We start from the raw sequence: 15,553 nt of genomic DNA on the forward strand, positions 1-15,553 counted from the left end.
CGCCGGGCCCGCGTTTCACCAAAGTCCTAGACCTTGACGGTCGCGGGCTCGTCCTTGAGTGCGTGCTTGGCCGTCCTCTTGGCCTTCCGCTTCTCCTTGCGGTTCTCGACCATCGTGTAGAGCGTCGGGACCAGCACCAGGGTCAGCAGCGTCGAACTGAGCAGCCCGCCGATGACCACCAGCGCCAGCGGCTTGCCGATGAACCCGCCTTCGCCGGTGAGGCCCAACGCCATCGGCAGCAGCGCGAAGATCGTCGCGGCGGCCGTCATCAGGATCGGCCGGAGCCGCCTGCGTCCACCCTCGATCACCGCGTCCCGCACGCTCATGCCGTCGGCTCGGTACTGGTTCACCAGGTCGATCAGCACGATCGCGTTGGTGACCACGATGCCCACCAGCATCAGCATGCCGATCAACGCGGGCAGACCCAGCGGGGTGCCGGTGATCAGCAGCAGGCCGATGGCGCCGGTCGCCGCGAAGGGGATCGACACCAGCAGGATCAGCGGCTGGATCAGGCTGCGGAACGTCGCGACCATGATCAGGAACACGATCGCGATGGCCGCGAGCATGGCCAGACCCAGGTCGCCGAAGGTCTCGGCCTGGTCGGCGCTGACGCCGCCGATCTCGTAGCTCGCGCCACCGGTGAGCCGGACGCCGTCGAGTCGGGCGGTGAGGTCCTTCGTGAGCTTGCCCAGGTCGGCCTCGGTCGCCTTGGCGGTGACGGTGGCACTGCGCTCTCCGCCGATGCGGCGGATCTGCACCGGACCGTCGACGGTGGACACCTGGGCGATCTCTCCCAGGGTGACCACGCCGGTCGCGCTCGGCAACGGGAGCGCCCGAAGCGCGGCGACGTCCGTGGGTGCGGTGCCGGTGCGCAGCACGATGTCGTGGCGGGTGCCGCCGATCGGCAGTTCCGCGACCGGCACACCGCGCAGCGCCTGCGCCGCGAACTGCCCCACGACCTGTGTGCTCAGCCCACGGGCCGCCGCGGCCTGCTGGTCGACCGCGACCTGCTCCCTGGGCGAGCTCTTGGCCAGATCGTTGGTGACCTCGGTCAGTCCCGGGACACCCTTGACCGCCTCCTGGACCGTGTCGGCCGCGACCCGCAGGGCCTCGGCGTCCGGGGCGGTCACGATGATCTGCACGCCCTCGGCGGAGAACCCGGTCGCCTCGGCGCCGAACTTCACCACGCCGGTGTCGGGAGCGGCCTTGAGCCGGTCGCCGAGCTTGGTCTTCAGCGCGGCGAGGTCGGTGCCCTCGCGGACGGTGGCGTTGATCGTGTTCGTGCCGTTGCTGGAGAAGCCGAAACCGGCGAAGGTGTCGTCGTTGCCGACGGTGACCTGGTAGACCTCGATCTCGCCGGTCTCGGCGAGCACGGCCTCGAGCTTCTTCGCCGCTTCGTCACGGGTCTGCAGGCTCGACCCGGGCGGCAGTTCCTGCGACATCTGCAGCGCGGTGCCATTGGAGTCGTCAAGGAAGTTGGTCTCCAGCCTGCTCGCCAGCCCCAGCGTGCCGCCGAAGATCAGCACGGCGATGAGGAGCGTGATCCAGCGGCGGGTGGTGGCGAAGTTCAGCACCGGGACGTAGGCGCGCTGCAGCGGGCTGCGGCGCTCCTTCTCCACCGCGGCCACTCTGGCCGCTTCGGCGATCTCCGGGTCGGCGGAGACAGCCGGCCTGCGCAGGAACCAGTACGCGAGCACCGGGACGATCGTCAGCGACACCAGCAGCGAGGCCAGCAAGGCGACGGTCACCGTGATCGAGAACGGACCGAACAGCTCGCCCGCGATCCCGCCGACGAAGGCGATGGGCAGGAAGACGGCGACCGTGGTGAGCGTCGACGCGGTGACCGCGCCTGCCACCTCGCGGGTGCCGTCGAGCACCGCGCGTTCCTTCTCCTCGCCATAGGCGAGGTGGCGTTTGATGTTCTCCAGCACGACGATCGAGTCGTCGACCACCCGGCCGATCGCGATCGTCAGACCGCCGAGGGTGAGCAGGTTGAGCGACAGGTCGCCGGTCCACAGGGCGAGCAGCGCGACGAGCACGGACAGCGGGATGGACACCGCGGTCACCAGCGTGGATCGCAGTGACAGCAGGAACAACAAGATGACCGCGACGGCGAACAGCAGGCCGAGCAGGCCCTCGGTGGTCAGTCCGCCGATCGCCTTCTCCACCTCCGGGCCCTGGTCGTAGGCCACGGTCAACGGCGTCTGGGCCGCTTTGCCCAACTCGTCCAGCTTGCCGCGCACCGCCTTGGAGATCTCCACGGCATTGCCGTCGGACGTCATCGTGACCATCACGCCGAGCGTGGGCTTGCCGTCGGTGCGCGTGATCACCGTGGTCTCGGCGAGGGCGGGCTGCACGGTCGCGACGTCGGCGAGCCGGACCGGCGCGCCGCGCGAGGGCAGCACGAGGGCTTTGAGGTCGTCGACCGACTTGATCGGGCCGCCGACCTGCACGGTCAGCGTGCGGTCGCCCTCGGCCACCGCGCCCGCGGGCAGCGGTTTGCCCGCGGAGGACAGAGCGCCGGCGAGCGCGGTCGGGTCGACCTGTGCCGCGGCGAGTTTCGCGTAGTCGACGGTCACGGTGACCGTCTCGGAGCGGGTGCCGGTGATGGTGGCGCCCCGCACGCCGGGGATCTCCTCGATGCCCGGCAGGACCTCGGTGCGCAGCCTGCGCGCCGTGACGGCCTCGTCGCCGCCGGACTCGGCGGCCAGGATCACGACCGGGATGTCGTCGGTGCTGCCTTGCGCAACGGTCGGCTCGACACCGTCGGGCAGGATCGGGCGCAGCCGGTTGACCGTCTGCTGCATCTGGCTGACCGCGGTGTTGATGTCGGTCCCGTAGTCGAACTGGACCGAGATCGACGCCGAGCTCTCGGCCGACCGGGTGGTGATCGAGTCCACTCCGGACAGTCCACGCAGTGCGCCTTGGATGGGCTCCGCGATCTCACTGTCCACAATGTCCGGTGACGCGCCCGGATACTGCGCGATCACCACGGCGGCGGGCAGCTGGATGGATGGGAAGAGCTGCTGCTTGAGCGATGGCAGCGCGATGGTGCCGAAGCCGATGATCAATAAGCTGAGCAGGCCGACCAGACCGCGGTTGGCCAGGCTCAGGCGAGCGAGCGCTGACATGGGATCCCCTCGTGATCACGCACCGGCACCCCCGCGCCGGAAGACAAGATCATCGTGGCACGAGTGGACACGAAGCGACTCGGTCCAAGGTCTGACTTCACCTCATACTTTGGGATGACAGACCTCGGGGTCAGAACGTCGAGCGCTGCGTGCTCTCCGCGCTATGGTCGGACTGAGCTTCGGACTTCGTGTCCTTGTCGGACCGCAGTTGGACCGCCGCGCGCTCGATCTCGAGCCTGCGCCACTTGCGGCGCTGCCTGCGGGTCATGTGCGCGGGCCACATTTCCTGGATCGCGGCGTTGAAGTACGCGCCGATCACCACCGCCAGCCCGATGAAGAAGGCGAACAGCAGGAACGCGATCGGGGTTGCCAGCGCGCCGTAGGTGTAGCCGGTGGTGGTGATCCAGCTGATGTAGAGCCGCAGCCCGATGCTGGACAGCAGGAACACGGCCATCGCCAGGATCGCGCCCGGCAGGCCGCGGTGCCACGGCAGCTTGCGCGGCAGGGCCAGCTTGTAGAGCGTGGCCAGCGCCAGCACCAGCAACAGACCGATGATCGGGTAGTAGGTGATGTCCACCCACGTCGAGATCGTCGCCCGCCACGACGTCGGGAACAGCTTGGGCAGCAGGTCCGGGCCCAGCGCCAGCACCGGCAGGCCGATCACCAACAGCACCAGGCTCAACACGTAGAGCAGCAGGGCGAAGATCCGCTGCCACACCTCGTTGCGCACGCCGTACTGGCCGTGCGCGACCGTGATCGCGTCGACGAACGACGACATGGCCGACGAACCCGCCCACAGCGATATGAGGAAGCCCACGGACACGATCTCGCCGCGCCCGACGGTGAGGATGTCGGAGACGGTCGGCTGGATGATCTGCGTCACGACGCTCTCGCTGAACGCGGTGCGCGAGATCTCGATGATGTCGGCCTCGACGGCGTTGATCACGTCCTTGCCGAACCACTCCGCGACGAAGCCGAGGCTGCCCAGCAGGCCGAGCAGCAGCGGCGGCAGCGACAGGACCTGCCAGAACGCGGCCTCGGCGGCCTCGGAGAACAGGTTGCCGCCCCACGCTTTGGACAGCGTCCGGGTGATCAACCGCCGAGCGCCGCGGCGCTCGGCGGTCGCCGCGGGGAAGGCGTCGTTCCCGCTTTTGGGTATGGGCTGGTCACTCATGGCGGTGCCAAGCATGGTCCATCCGGGCGGGATCGGCGGTATCACTCGCCGATCGTTACCTCTGTGTCGCGTGGTGGGCGATCTTGGACGGGCGGACGGTATTCTCGCTGTCGCCCTCAACGTCGTCCGCTGAGGGCATTCGTCTGTTCACGGAAGGGGGCTGGGGGATCTCGTGACCCGGGCCGAGGTGCAACCGGAGTCCCAGGCGACCTCTTCGGCGCGACCGCTGCGCGACTGGCAGCGCCGCGCGCTGACGAAGTACCTGGCCCGTCGCCCCAAGGACTTCCTCGCCGTGGCGACCCCGGGCGCGGGCAAGACGGTCTTCGGCCTGCGGGTCGCGGCCGAACTGCTCGCCGACCGCACGGTCGAGCGGCTCACGATCGTCGCCCCCACCGAGCACCTCAAGCACCAGTGGGCCCAGGCGGCCGCCGCCGCGGGCATCCCGATCGACCCGAACTTCACCAACTCGATGGGGCAGACCTCCACCGACTACGTGGGCGTCGCGGTCACGTACGCGCAGGTCGCCGCCCACCCGAGCTTGCACCGGGTGCGCACCGAGCAGCGCAAGACGCTGGTGATCCTTGACGAAATCCACCACGGCGGCGACGCCAAGAGCTGGGGCGACGCGGTCCGCGAGTCGTTCACCCCGGCCGTGCGCAGGCTGAGCCTGACGGGGACGCCGTTCCGGTCGGACGACTCGCCGATCCCGTTCATCGACTACGAGCCCGATGGCGCCGGCTTCCTGCGCAGCAAGGCCGACCACACCTACGGCTACGCCGACGCCCTGCGCGACGGCGTCGTCCGCCCGGTGATCTTCCTGGCCTACTCGGGTGAGGCGAGCTGGCGCAACAGCGCGGGCGAGGAGTTCACCGCCCGGCTGGGCGAGCCGCTGACCGGCGAGCAGACCGCCCGGGCGTGGCGCACCGCGCTCGACCCCGACGGGGAGTGGGTCCCCGCGGTGCTCGGCGCCGCCGACATGCGGCTGAACCAGCTGCGCGAGGGCGGCGTCCCGGACGCGGGTGGTCTGGTGATCGCCTCGGACCACGTCACGGCGAAGGCGTACGCCAAGATCCTGCACACGCTGACCGGCGACGAGCCGACCCTGGTGCTCTCCGACGACCCCAAGGCCTCGGGCCGCATCGCCGAGTTCGGCGAGTCGACCGACCGCTGGATGGTCGCGGTCCGGATGGTCAGTGAGGGCGTCGACGTGCCGCGGCTGGCCGTCGGGGTCTACGCGACCAGCGCGTCCACCCCGTTGTTCTTCGCCCAGGCGATCGGCCGGTACGTGCGCGCGCGCAGAACGGGGGAGACGGCGAGCGTGTTCCTGCCGTCGGTTCCGGTGCTGCTCGACCTCGCCAGCCAGCTGGAGGCCGAGCGCGACCACGTGCTGGGCAAGCCGCACCGGGAGAGCGACGGCTGGGACGACCAGTTGCTCGCCGACGCCAACCGGACCAAGGACGAACTCGGCGAGGAGGAGAAGGCGTTCACCTCGCTGGGTGCCTCCGCCGAACTCGATCAGGTGATTTTCGACGGCTCTTCGTTCGGCACCGCCGCGTTCGCCGGGTCCGCCGAGGAGCAGGAGTACCTCGGGTTACCGGGTCTGCTCGAACCCGACCAGGTCCGCGCGCTGCTGCGCAAACGGCAGGACACCCAGCTCGACAATCACTCGAAGCAGTCCGCTGGGAAGGGGCCCGCGGAGCCGAAGACAGCCAAGCCGCAGAGCGTGCAAGAGCGCCTCGCGGCCCTGCGCAAAGAGCTGAACGCGCTGGTGGGGATGGCCCACCACCGCACCGGCAAACCGCACGGGATGATCCACGGCGACCTGCGCCGCACCTGTGGCGGACCGCCCACCGCGATGGCCACCGTCGAGCAGCTCGAAGAGCGAATCGCGACGCTGCGTTCCTGGTAGTTCTCCCGCCTGCCCCCCCGCTTCGCCGTCCGGCAGATGTCGGGGCCGTTGCCAAAACGTGTCCGTGAATGTGCGCTGAATCGATCCAGTGTGGTTCACATCACCGCATGGTTCGACATATGTTGTGAGCCGCAACATTTACCTCAGACGGTTGCCGCCCGGGCCCTGGCGGTGCGTCGACGGACTCGAAAGGGACGACCGAATGCGCAGCAAGACGCTGGCTCTGTTCGCCGCTGGTGTGGGTGTCTCCCTCGCCATGACGGCCTGTGGTGCCAATCAGGAAACTCCGTCGGGCGGCTCAGGGCAGCAGACCTCGGCGGCTCCCGCGGGCGGGATCAAGGTGGGCGTGATCCTCCCGGAGACCGCCACCTCGGCTCGCTGGGAAGGCTTCGACAAGCCGATGCTCGAAGCGGCCATGAAGGCCGAAGGGCTCGCTCCGGACATCCAGAACGCCCAGGGCGACGTGCAGAAGTTCTCCACCCTGGCCGACGGGATGATCAGCCAGGGTGTCAAGGTCCTGGTCATCGCGGCGATCAACAGCGAGGTCGGGGCGTCGGTCGCGGCCAAGGCCAAGGCCCGCGGCATCCCCACGATCGACTACGACCGGCTCAACCTCGGCGGCAGCTCCGAGTACTACGTGTCCTTCGACAACGTGAAGGTCGGCGAACTGCAGGGGCAGGGCCTGGCCACCGCGCTCAAGGACAAGCCGGGCGCGCAGGTGATCGAGATCGAGGGCGCGCCGACCGACAACAACGCGACGCTTTTCCACGCCGGTCAGCAGAAAGTCCTCAAGCCGCTCTACGACTCGGGCGCGCTCAAGCTGGTGCGCAGCCAGCCGATCGACGGCTGGGACAACCAGAAGGGCGGCGTGACCTTCGAGCAGATCCTGACCGGCAACGGCGGAAAGGTCGACGGCGTCGTCGCGGCCAACGACGGTCTGGCGGGTGCGGTGATCACCGTGCTGCGCAAGAACGGGCTCAACGGAAAGGTCCCGGTCACCGGACAGGACGCCACCCCGGACGGCCTGATGGCCGTGCTGCGCGGCGACCAGTACATGACCGTGTTCAAGCCGATCAAGGCCGAGGCCGAGGGCGCGGCCAAGCTCGCCGCGGCGCTGGCGAAGGGCGACAAGGCGGCGGCGGACAAGATCGCCGGACAGTCCAGTGAGGACGCCAAGGGCAGCCGGACGGTCAAGTCGCTGCTGCTCGAGCCGAAGCTGACGACCAAGGACGGGGTCAAGGAGGTCGTGAGCCAGGGCTACGTCAAGGCGAGCGACATCTGCGGCGGCGACCTCGCCGCGGTCTGCGCCCAGCTCGGCATCAGCTAGTCCGACCACCAGCCCCGGCGCGGCCACCGCGCCGGGGCTCCGGCCAGGAGCGTTTCGATGAGCGAACCCATTCTTGAAGTGACCGGGCTCAACAAGAGCTTCGGACCCGTGCATGTGTTGCACGACGTGGATTTCACCGTCCGCGCGGGCGAAGTGACCGCCCTCGTCGGCGACAACGGCGCCGGTAAGTCCACTTTGGTCAAATGCGTCGCGGGCATCCACCCGATGGACTCAGGCATCGTGCGTTTCAACGGCGACCCGGTGTCGGTGCACGGGCCGCGCGACGCGGCCAAGCTCGGGATCGAGGTCGTCTACCAAGACCTCGCGCTCGCCGACAACCTCGACATCGTGCAGAACATGTTCCTCGGCCGCGAGCGCGGCGGGGCGTGGCTGCTCGACGAGGCATCGATGGAAAAGGCCGCGCGTGACACCCTCGCGTCGCTGTCGGTGCGCACGGTCAAATCGGTGCGCACGCCGGTCTCCTCGCTCTCCGGCGGCCAGCGCCAGACCGTCGCCATCGCCAAGGCCGTCCTGTGGGAGAGCAAGGTCGTGCTCCTCGACGAGCCGACCGCCGCGCTCGGTGTCGCACAGACCCGACAGGTGCTCGACCTGGTCCGCAGGCTCGCCGAACAAGGCCTCGGCGTGGTGCTGATCAGCCACAACATGGCCGACGTGTTCGAGGTCGCCGACCGGATCGCGACGCTCTACCTGGGTCGCATGGTCGCCGAGGTGCCCACCCGCGAGGTCACCCACGGCCAGGTCGTCGAACTGATCACCGCCGGACGCTCGGGCGATCTAGGCCTCGCCCGCCCCGAGACCGCAACCGTCTGAGGATTCCCATGACCAACCAGCCTGTCGCCGCCAAGCCCGACTCCGGCGGCGCGATCTCCGACTTCGGCATCGACACCACCACCCAGTCCACCAGCGAGGCCGTGCGCGACTTCTTCGTGCGGCTGCGCTCCGGCGACCTCGGCTCGATGCCCGCGGTGCTCGGCCTCGGCGCGCTCGTCCTCTACTTCTGGACTCAGTCCGAATCCTTCCTGACGCTGGACAACACGGCGAACCTGATCGCCCAGGGCTCCGGCAAGATGATCATCGCCATGGGTCTGGTCTTCGTCCTGCTGCTCGGCGAGATCGACCTGTCCGCGGGCACCGCGTCCGGTGTCTGCGCGGCGGTGATGGCCATGCACTACGTGCGCGCGGGCAATCTCGTCGGCGGGATGGGCTCGACGGTCTTCTACGTCTTCGTGGGCGGCATGCTGGTCGCCGCGGTCCTCGCGGTGATCATGCGGATCTGGGCGGGCGCCGTCTTCGCCATGGTCGCCGTCACGATCGCGATGCTCGGCGTCGGGCCGAACCCGTGGATCGAGATGCTGCTCGCGCTGTGCGTGGGCACCGCGATCGGCGTGATCACCGGGTTCCTGGTGTCCAAGATCGGCATGCCGTCGTTCGTGGTGACGCTGGCGCTGTTCATCACCTGGCAGGGCGTGATCCTGCAGTTCATCGGCCAGGGCGGTGTCTTCGGCATCGGCACCCAGCCGGTCCTGTTCTCCGTCGCCAACGGCAACCTGTCGGTTCTCGGCAGCTGGATCCTGTTCGCGGTCGGCGTCGTCGGCTACGCGGGCGTGGTCCTCGGCGAGCACTTCATCCGGGTCAGCAAGGGCCTGGTCACCGCGCCGACCCCGATCGTGGTCGGCAAGGTCGCGGCGGTCACGGTCATCGCGGGGCTGGCGACGTTCGCCTTCACCCTGAACCGCTCGCCCAACGACTTCGTGGTGATCGAAGGCGTCCCGTACGTCGTGCCGATCGTCCTGGTGCTGCTCGTGATCGGCACCTATGTGCTCAACCGGACTCGCTACGGCCGCCACATCTACGCCGTCGGCGGCAACGCCGAGGCGGCCCGGCGCGCAGGCATCAACGTCCCGAAGATCCGGGCCAGCGTGTTCGTGGTCTGCTCGTCGGTGGCCGCTCTGGGCGCGATCGTGTACTCATCGAAGGTGGGGTCGGTCGACCCGCAGGCGGGTGGCCTCAATACGCTCCTGTTCGCCGTCGGGGCGGCGGTCATCGGCGGGACATCGCTGTTCGGCGGGCGTGGCAAGGTCATCCACGCGGTCATCGGCGGTCTGGTCCTCGCGGTCGTGGAGAACGGGCTCGGGCTGCTGCAGCAACCCGCCGCGGTGGTCAACATCGTGACCGGACTCGTGCTGCTGCTCGCGGCGAGCGTCGACGCGCTGTCGCGGCGCCGGGCCGCGGTGGCGGTCAGGTAGGAGAGGCGGGCAACGGGAGGCAGCACGGTGAGCACACCCACGGCGGTCGCACGGCCCGACGAGGTGCGCAGGCACAACCGCACCGCGCTGCTCCGCCGCCTGCATGTCGACGGGCCGAGCACCCGCGCCGAGCTGGCCGCCGAACTCGGCCTCAACCGCAGCACGATCAAGGCGCTGGTCGACGGGCTGGCCGAATCGGGCATCGTGTTGGAACGGGTGCCGCGGGCGCGGTCCGGCGCGGGCAGGCCCTCGCTGCTCGTGCTGCCGCAGCCCCAGGCGGCGGTGGTGCTCGCCGTCGACATCCGCGTCGAGCAGGTGGCGATCGCGCTGGTCGGCTTGGGCGGGGAGATGCTCGGCCGCAACCGGTGGAACCTGCACCGGCGCTCCGGCGAGCCCGACGAGGTGATCACCCACATCATCGAGTCGACGAGGGTGCTGGCCGACGAACTCGACCTGAAGATCTTCGGCGTCGGTGTGTCGGTGCCCGGGGTCGTGCGGCGCTCCGACGGGTTCATCCACGAGGCCCCCAACCTGCGCTGGCGCGACGTCCCGCTGGGCGACCGGCTGCGCGCAACCCTGGGCGTGCCGGTGCGGGTGGCCAACGACGCCGAGGTCGGCGCGCTGGCCGAACACCTGCGGGGGGCGGCCCGGGGCTCGCTCGACGCGGTCTACGTCTCAGCCGACATCGGCATCGGCGGCGGCGTGATCTCCGATGGCTCAGCGCTGCGCGGCACGGCCGGGTACGTGGGCGAACTCGGGCACATGGTCATCAACCCGACGGGCCGCGACTGCCACTGCGGGAGCCGGGGCTGCTGGGAGACCGAGGTGGGGGAGCTGGCCCTGTGCCGGGCTCTGTCGCTGGCGGAGGGCACCCCGCGCGGGGTCGTGGTGGCCGAACTACGAGGCCTGCGGGCCGACGAGGTCGGGCCTCGCCTCGGCGAGTTCCGCGAGTGGCTGACGCTGGGCCTGGTCAACATCGTCAACGCCTTCAGCCCCGAGCTGGTCGTGCTCGGGGATCTGTTCACCGCGCTGCCGCCGTCACTGATCGCGGCGGTCGGGGCCGAGGTGGGCAAACGCAGCCTGGTGTCGCGCGCGATCGGCGGCACCCGCGTCCAGGCGTCGACACTGGGCGCCGACGGCAAGCTGGTGGGCGCGGCCGAGCTGGCGTTCGAACCCGTCCTCGACGCCGTCTGAGAAGGGACGACCTGGCGCCTTCTGGGCCGAGACAGCGAACGGGCGGCACCCCGTTGGGGATGCCGCCCGTCCTGGACGAGACTAGGGCGCGGGATCAGCCCTTCTGGAGCTCGGCCGCGATCTCGCGCAAACGATCCTCGTGCGCGCGAGCGTGGTGGCCGCAGAACAGCAGCTCTCCTCCGGAGGGAAATACGGCGCGAACCTGTGCGGCAGCGCCGCATCGGTCGCAGCGATCGGCAGCGGTCAGCTCGGGGCGGGTGAGCGTCGTTGTCGTCATGGGAGTTCTCCCTCCGTCCCGGTGCCGGGTGAACCCGGCACCATCATCGGCCGTGTACTCGGAGGCTGAGAGCTCCACCGGTTCACGATTCCTACTCTTACAGACGCGCGGATGAATAGCAGTGTTCCCGCGCCCACATAGCAATCGAGTAACCCTTGATTAACCCGGTTGGCCCAAGCTCAACCGTCGTTTTGCGGGTTCAACAGGGAATCTGTCCCCGCGAACCATGCTCGCGGACCCCGCTCCGGCCACCTCGTGTTCACCACGGGCGAACACCTCCGAGGCCGATAATGTGACGAGGTGCACACCCCGCTGCTGCTCTGCGCTGATCCACTTCGACCGACCAAGGCCGATCCGCACTTCGCCGCCGAGGCCCACGCCGCTCGGTCCCTGTCCGCGGTGACCGCTCTCATCGATCATGACCGGCTCCTGGCGGGCGAGTACCGGCGCGCCCACGAGTTGCCCGGGTGGTATTCGGTGTTCGCGGATCGAACGCCGGCGAGTGTCTGGGCGGACGGTGTGCCCGACGTGCGGCCGCTCCGGCCGGGCTCGGGATCGTCAAGGACTACGTGAAGTCCCGCAAGCACGACTGGGAGCCTGATTTGTCGGGTATCGCCGAATTGGTGGTGAAGTTGGGCTGTCGGTTCGTGACCACCGACGTGGTCCGCCGCGACGACGGAGCGTGGCGGGTGGTGGAGGTGGGCGACGGGCAGGTGAGCGACCGGCCGGGTCGTTCGATCCCGATCTCCTCATCGGCGCACTGACTGCGAAATGAGGGCAGCCCCCGGGCCGTTTCCCGACCGCCGGGGGCGGTCGGGCCGGGGAGGACTGATTCCCGGAGGCCCGAGGGCTGGGTGGATGCCTGGTATTCGCCGACCACACGCCGCGCCTACGGCGACTGACACGGGGTCAGCCCGAGCCGTGTGCGGAGCCAGCTGCCATCTTTCGATGGGCGGTCCTAGCGGACAGCCACCTCACGAGTCCTCTGAGACTTCACCGTTGGACCACCTCCTCTCTCGTGTACGGCGACCGTAAAGTCTCCGGCCGGATTCGACAACGAGGTTTCGTTTCTCGCCCATTCGGGTCACTGATAGGGTCCCCGCACACACGCAGCGTGGGGTTGGTTCACACACGTGGTTGACCGGAGTTCGGCTGATCGGCGCGGAGGGGACCTTGCGGAACCAGCAGGACCAACCCCGAAGAATCGCGCTCGGCGTCGTCATCGGGGCCGCGGCCGCCGCGCTGTTCTACGAGGGAATGATCTCCGGACCGGTGCTGCGCACCCCCGCCGAGGCGGCGCCGCAGGTGGTCGCCGACGAGCCTGACGACAGCCCGGCGGGCCGGTCGCTGCCCCCGGAGCAGACCGACACCACGACCGCCTCGAGCACGTCGACGTCGACCACGACCACCACGACAACCACGACAACGACGACCACCACGACCGCCGGGTCCACGACCGCCTCCGTGCCGACGACGACCACCACCACGGCGAAGCCGAAACCGACGACGACCACGCCCCGGCCGACCACGACCACCCAGCGGCCGACCACCACCACGACCAAGCCGAACGAGTGCTGGCTGTTCTGGTGCTGACCGCTCAGCCGGTGGGGCCGGGCTGGCATTTCGGGCAGAAGTAGGCCACCCGCTCACGGACCCCGGATCCCTGGGTTCCGGCCACCACCCGCGATCCACAGCGCAGACAGCCGGACCGGGTGCGGCCGTAGACCCACAGCCGCCGGTCCCGCCGGGGATCCCCGGTCGTGCACCGGTCAGGGGTGAGTTTGTTGCGCTCCAACAGGTCCCGGCTCAACTGGACCGCGCGTTCGCTGTCCACATCGGACACTGGAGTCCACGGTGAGACGCCGAGCAGGTGGCAGACCTCGGCTTTGTAGACGTTGCCCAGACCCGCCATGACGCGCTGGTCGAGCAGCGCGAGCCCGATCTCCCGGTCGGGATCGGTGGTGAGCCGCGCGAGCGCCTCGGCCACGTGGTCCTCGCCCCACGCCGGGTCCAGCAGGTCCGGCCCGAGGTGCGCGACGAGTCTGCCCTCCTCGCCGGTGGGCGCCAAAGCCATCTCGTGCAACAGAAAACCGACCGCCTGGTGCTCGGCGGTGGTGAACACGGCCCGCGATTGGTGGGCAGGTCGACGCCAGCGCGCGCCGCGCGGCTGGACCTGCCAGGTGCCGTCCAGGCCGAGGTGGCTGTGCAGGCTGAGGTCGCGGTCGAACCGGAGGAACAGGTGTTTCCCGACCGTGTGCGGCCCGAGCACGGTACGCCCTTTGAGGTCCACAGTGGACAAGCGGGGATGACGAAGCTCGCCGCTGGTCAGCACGCGGCCCGTCAACGCGGAGGCCAATCGCGCCGCCGCTTGGTAGACCGTGTCGCCCTCCGGCATCAGCGCCCGCCCAAAGCGACCTTCAGCCCGAAACCGAGCAGGACGCTCGCCGCGACCCGCTCCGTGATCCGACGCAGCGAGGGCCTGGCGAGGACGGTCCGAGCCCGGCCGCCGAACCAGATGAGCCCTGCCTGCCACAGCAGGCCGAGTCCGACGTGGATCGCGACCAGCAGCGCCGCCCAAGCCGCGCTCGCCCCGCTCGCGGGCACGAACTGGGGGAGCAGACTCACGTAGAACACGCCGATCTTGGGGTTGAGCAGGTTCGTCATCAGCCCGGTGCGGAACGCGCCCGCGACCGGGACGACGTCCACAGGCTCCTCACGCCGCCGCCATGACCGCCAGAGGCCGGACCCACCCAGCCAGAGCAGGTAGGCCGCACCCGCGTACCGCACGAGGTCGTAGGCAAGCGGGGAGGCCGCCAGCAGCGCCGTCAGGCCCGCGATGCTCGCCGTGCCCCACAGCACGCAGCCCGCGGTGATCCCCATCCCCACCGCGAACCCGGCCCGGCGACCGCCTGCCAGGACCGACCGCAGGATGAGCAGCGTGTCGAGGCCCGGCGTGATCGTCAGCAGGAACGCGGCCAAGGTGTAGCCGAGGAGGGCCGCGCCACTCATTCCTGGGCCGCCTCGGCCTCGCTGTCGGTGGGCCAGGTGACGGCGTTGTGCCTGCCTCGGCTTCCCGTGCGCAGGACGCGCGCGAGGAGGAGGTTGAACGCCAGTGACACCTCCCGCGCCCCCGGTGTCTGCCACTGGTGGATCGGCATGCACGCGCCCTGCGCCTGCTGCACCGCGAGCCGGTCGGGCAGGGCCACCGGCATGACCAGCCTGCCGAAGCTCTCCCGGAGCTCCTGGATGCGGAACTGGTGCTCGTAGGAGTGCGTGCGGACCTTGTTCACGACCACGCCCAGCGCGACCAGGTTCGCGTTGTGCTCGTCGCGGGTGTTCTCCACCGCCTCGAACGCGCGCTGTGCGCCCGCGACCGCGTACATCGTCGGTTCGGTGACCAGCAGCGCGCCCTGGGCCGCGACCAGCGCCGAGCGGGTCAGCCTGCCCAGCGACGGCGGGCAGTCCATCAGGACCAGCTGGTAGGGCAGCTCGCCGTCGGCCAGCAGGTGCCGCAGCTCGGCGAGCGCCCGGCCCAGCTTCTCCAGCCTCCGGGCGCCCGGATCGGGCTCGTTGAGGGTCTCGAGCTCCTCCGACCCGACCATGACGTCGACCTCGCCGTCCCAGGAACTCGGCGCGATCGCGGCCTTGAGGACCGAGGCCGTCGGTTTCTCCAGGACGTCGGCGAGTGTCGCCTCGGTCTCGTCGGGGTCGAGCGTCTGTGTCGCGTTGCACTGTGGGTCTAGGTCGACCACCAGCGTGCGGGCCCCGCGCCGCAGCGCGGCCGACGCGAGGCCGAGCACGACCGTGGTCTTCCCCACGCCGCCTTTGAGGCTGAGCACTGCCACCGTTTGCACGCCCTAGACCTTAGAGTCTCTAGAGTTCGTTCTCATGCGACCGGATGCCGTACGCCGTGTGCTCGACCTCGAGCTGACCGCTGCCCGTGAGCGGCGCGGCGGCCTAGCGCCGAGGGTGGTCGATGTCGGAGGCGGCAGCGGGGTGTTCGCCGTGCCCATGGCCGCCGCCGGCTGCGACGTCACCGTCGTCGAGCCCAGCCCCAATGCCCTGGCCACGCTGCAGCGCCGCGCCCAGGAGGCCGGGGTAGCCGACCGGATCACCGCCGTGCAGGGCGACAGCGACGCCCTTGACCAGCTGGTGGAGCCCGGTTCGGCCGAGTTGGTGCTGGCCCACGGGCTGCTCGAGGTGGTCGACGACCCGAAGGTGACCGTCGCCGCCATGGCCGCCGTCGTGGCCCCGGGCGGCGTGCTGTCCGTGCT

At 69.7% G+C, this 15,553-nt stretch carries 15 protein-coding genes; 9 read left to right on the plus strand and 6 right to left on the minus strand.

The genetic code is table 11. The annotated features are described in order from the left end of the window. Positions 1 to 26: 26 nt before the first annotated feature. Positions 27 to 3,131: an efflux RND transporter permease subunit gene (locus ACRDSQ_RS02555; RefSeq protein WP_431418394.1), complete on the minus strand. Its 3,105-nt coding sequence runs from the start codon at positions 3,129 to 3,131 to the stop codon at positions 27 to 29. Positions 3,132 to 3,261: 130 nt separating this feature from the next. Then, the gene (locus ACRDSQ_RS02560) at positions 3,262 to 4,305 is read right to left on the minus strand and encodes a YihY/virulence factor BrkB family protein (RefSeq protein ID WP_431418396.1); all 1,044 of its coding nucleotides are present in this window, start codon (positions 4,303 to 4,305) and stop codon (positions 3,262 to 3,264) included. 172 nt (positions 4,306 to 4,477) lie between these two features. Here ACRDSQ_RS02560 and ACRDSQ_RS02565 point away from each other — a divergent pair, with 172 nt between their 5' ends. From ACRDSQ_RS02565 to ACRDSQ_RS02585, 5 genes are all read left to right on the plus strand, one after another. Further along, positions 4,478 to 6,214: a DEAD/DEAH box helicase gene (locus tag ACRDSQ_RS02565; RefSeq protein ID WP_431418398.1), complete on the plus strand. Its 1,737-nt coding sequence runs from the start codon at positions 4,478 to 4,480 to the stop codon at positions 6,212 to 6,214. Between the two features lie 202 nt (positions 6,215 to 6,416). Then, positions 6,417 to 7,541 (plus strand): sugar ABC transporter substrate-binding protein, encoded by a 1,125-nt coding sequence (locus ACRDSQ_RS02570; RefSeq protein ID WP_431418400.1) that lies wholly within the window; start codon positions 6,417 to 6,419, stop codon positions 7,539 to 7,541. 57 nt (positions 7,542 to 7,598) lie between these two features. After that, entirely contained in the window at positions 7,599 to 8,372 is a 774-nt protein-coding gene (locus ACRDSQ_RS02575) for an ATP-binding cassette domain-containing protein (protein ID WP_431418402.1), read from the plus strand. Between the two features lie 8 nt (positions 8,373 to 8,380). Next, positions 8,381 to 9,808 carry a sugar ABC transporter permease gene (locus ACRDSQ_RS02580; protein WP_431418403.1) on the plus strand — a complete coding sequence of 476 codons (1,428 nt, stop codon included), beginning with the start codon at positions 8,381 to 8,383 and terminating at the stop codon, positions 9,806 to 9,808. A 27-nt stretch (positions 9,809 to 9,835) separates the two neighbouring features. Further along, positions 9,836 to 11,002 carry an ROK family protein gene (locus ACRDSQ_RS02585; protein ID WP_431418404.1) on the plus strand — a complete coding sequence of 389 codons (1,167 nt, stop codon included), beginning with the start codon at positions 9,836 to 9,838 and terminating at the stop codon, positions 11,000 to 11,002. Between the two features lie 94 nt (positions 11,003 to 11,096). Here ACRDSQ_RS02585 and ACRDSQ_RS02590 read toward each other — a convergent pair whose 3' ends face one another. Continuing rightward, entirely contained in the window at positions 11,097 to 11,279 is a 183-nt protein-coding gene (locus ACRDSQ_RS02590; protein ID WP_091371508.1) for a DUF7455 domain-containing protein, read from the minus strand. 300 nt (positions 11,280 to 11,579) lie between these two features. Here ACRDSQ_RS02590 and ACRDSQ_RS02595 point away from each other — a divergent pair, with 300 nt between their 5' ends. From ACRDSQ_RS02595 to ACRDSQ_RS02605, 3 genes are all read left to right on the plus strand, one after another. Then, positions 11,580 to 11,852 (plus strand): hypothetical protein, encoded by a 273-nt coding sequence (locus tag ACRDSQ_RS02595; RefSeq protein ID WP_431418406.1) that lies wholly within the window; start codon positions 11,580 to 11,582, stop codon positions 11,850 to 11,852. Continuing rightward, positions 11,849 to 12,043, plus strand: coding sequence for an ATP-grasp domain-containing protein (locus ACRDSQ_RS02600; protein WP_431418408.1), 195 nt, complete (start codon positions 11,849 to 11,851; stop codon positions 12,041 to 12,043). Before ACRDSQ_RS02595 ends, ACRDSQ_RS02600 begins: the two co-directional genes overlap by 4 nt. A 409-nt stretch (positions 12,044 to 12,452) precedes the next feature. After that, positions 12,453 to 12,872 (plus strand): hypothetical protein, encoded by a 420-nt coding sequence (locus ACRDSQ_RS02605; RefSeq protein WP_431418409.1) that lies wholly within the window; start codon positions 12,453 to 12,455, stop codon positions 12,870 to 12,872. Between the two features lie 4 nt (positions 12,873 to 12,876). Here ACRDSQ_RS02605 and ACRDSQ_RS02610 read toward each other — a convergent pair whose 3' ends face one another. The 3 genes from ACRDSQ_RS02610 to ACRDSQ_RS02620 are packed head-to-tail and all read right to left on the minus strand — an operon-like array spanning position 12,877 to position 15,133. Then, positions 12,877 to 13,674: a DNA-formamidopyrimidine glycosylase family protein gene (locus ACRDSQ_RS02610; protein WP_431418411.1), complete on the minus strand. Its 798-nt coding sequence runs from the start codon at positions 13,672 to 13,674 to the stop codon at positions 12,877 to 12,879. Then, positions 13,674 to 14,288, minus strand: coding sequence for a LysE family translocator (locus ACRDSQ_RS02615; protein ID WP_431418413.1), 615 nt, complete (start codon positions 14,286 to 14,288; stop codon positions 13,674 to 13,676). Before ACRDSQ_RS02615 ends, ACRDSQ_RS02610 begins: the two co-directional genes overlap by 1 nt. Then, complete coding sequence (locus tag ACRDSQ_RS02620; protein ID WP_431418414.1) at positions 14,285 to 15,133, minus strand: ParA family protein; 849 nt, start codon at positions 15,131 to 15,133, stop codon at positions 14,285 to 14,287. The genes ACRDSQ_RS02615 and ACRDSQ_RS02620 overlap by 4 nt, the downstream gene beginning before the upstream one ends. Positions 15,134 to 15,167: 34 nt before the next feature. Between ACRDSQ_RS02620 and ACRDSQ_RS02625 the strand changes: the two genes are divergently transcribed. Then, on the plus strand, positions 15,168 to 15,553 hold a 386-nt coding region (locus tag ACRDSQ_RS02625), incomplete at its 3' end, for a class I SAM-dependent methyltransferase (RefSeq protein WP_431418416.1).

The organism is Actinokineospora sp., assembly GCF_050699995.1.
GTDB lineage: Bacteria > Actinomycetota > Actinomycetes > Mycobacteriales > Pseudonocardiaceae > Actinokineospora.

Bases quoted from the DNA above. Each gene is read 5' to 3' on its own strand.
- ACRDSQ_RS02580 (WP_431418403.1), top strand. From the start codon at position 8,381: ATGACCAACCAGCCTGTCGCCGCCAAGCCCGACTCCGGCGGCGCGATC.
- ACRDSQ_RS02555 (WP_431418394.1), bottom strand. From the start codon at position 3,131: ATGTCAGCGCTCGCTCGCCTGAGCCTGGCCAACCGCGGTCTGGTCGGC.
- ACRDSQ_RS02615 (WP_431418413.1), bottom strand. From the start codon at position 14,288: ATGAGTGGCGCGGCCCTCCTCGGCTACACCTTGGCCGCGTTCCTGCTG.
- ACRDSQ_RS02575 (WP_431418402.1), top strand. From the start codon at position 7,599: ATGAGCGAACCCATTCTTGAAGTGACCGGGCTCAACAAGAGCTTCGGA.
- ACRDSQ_RS02570 (WP_431418400.1), top strand. From the start codon at position 6,417: ATGCGCAGCAAGACGCTGGCTCTGTTCGCCGCTGGTGTGGGTGTCTCC.
- ACRDSQ_RS02560 (WP_431418396.1), bottom strand. From the start codon at position 4,305: ATGAGTGACCAGCCCATACCCAAAAGCGGGAACGACGCCTTCCCCGCG.
- ACRDSQ_RS02610 (WP_431418411.1), bottom strand. From the start codon at position 13,674: ATGCCGGAGGGCGACACGGTCTACCAAGCGGCGGCGCGATTGGCCTCC.
- ACRDSQ_RS02590 (WP_091371508.1), bottom strand. From the start codon at position 11,279: ATGACGACAACGACGCTCACCCGCCCCGAGCTGACCGCTGCCGATCGC.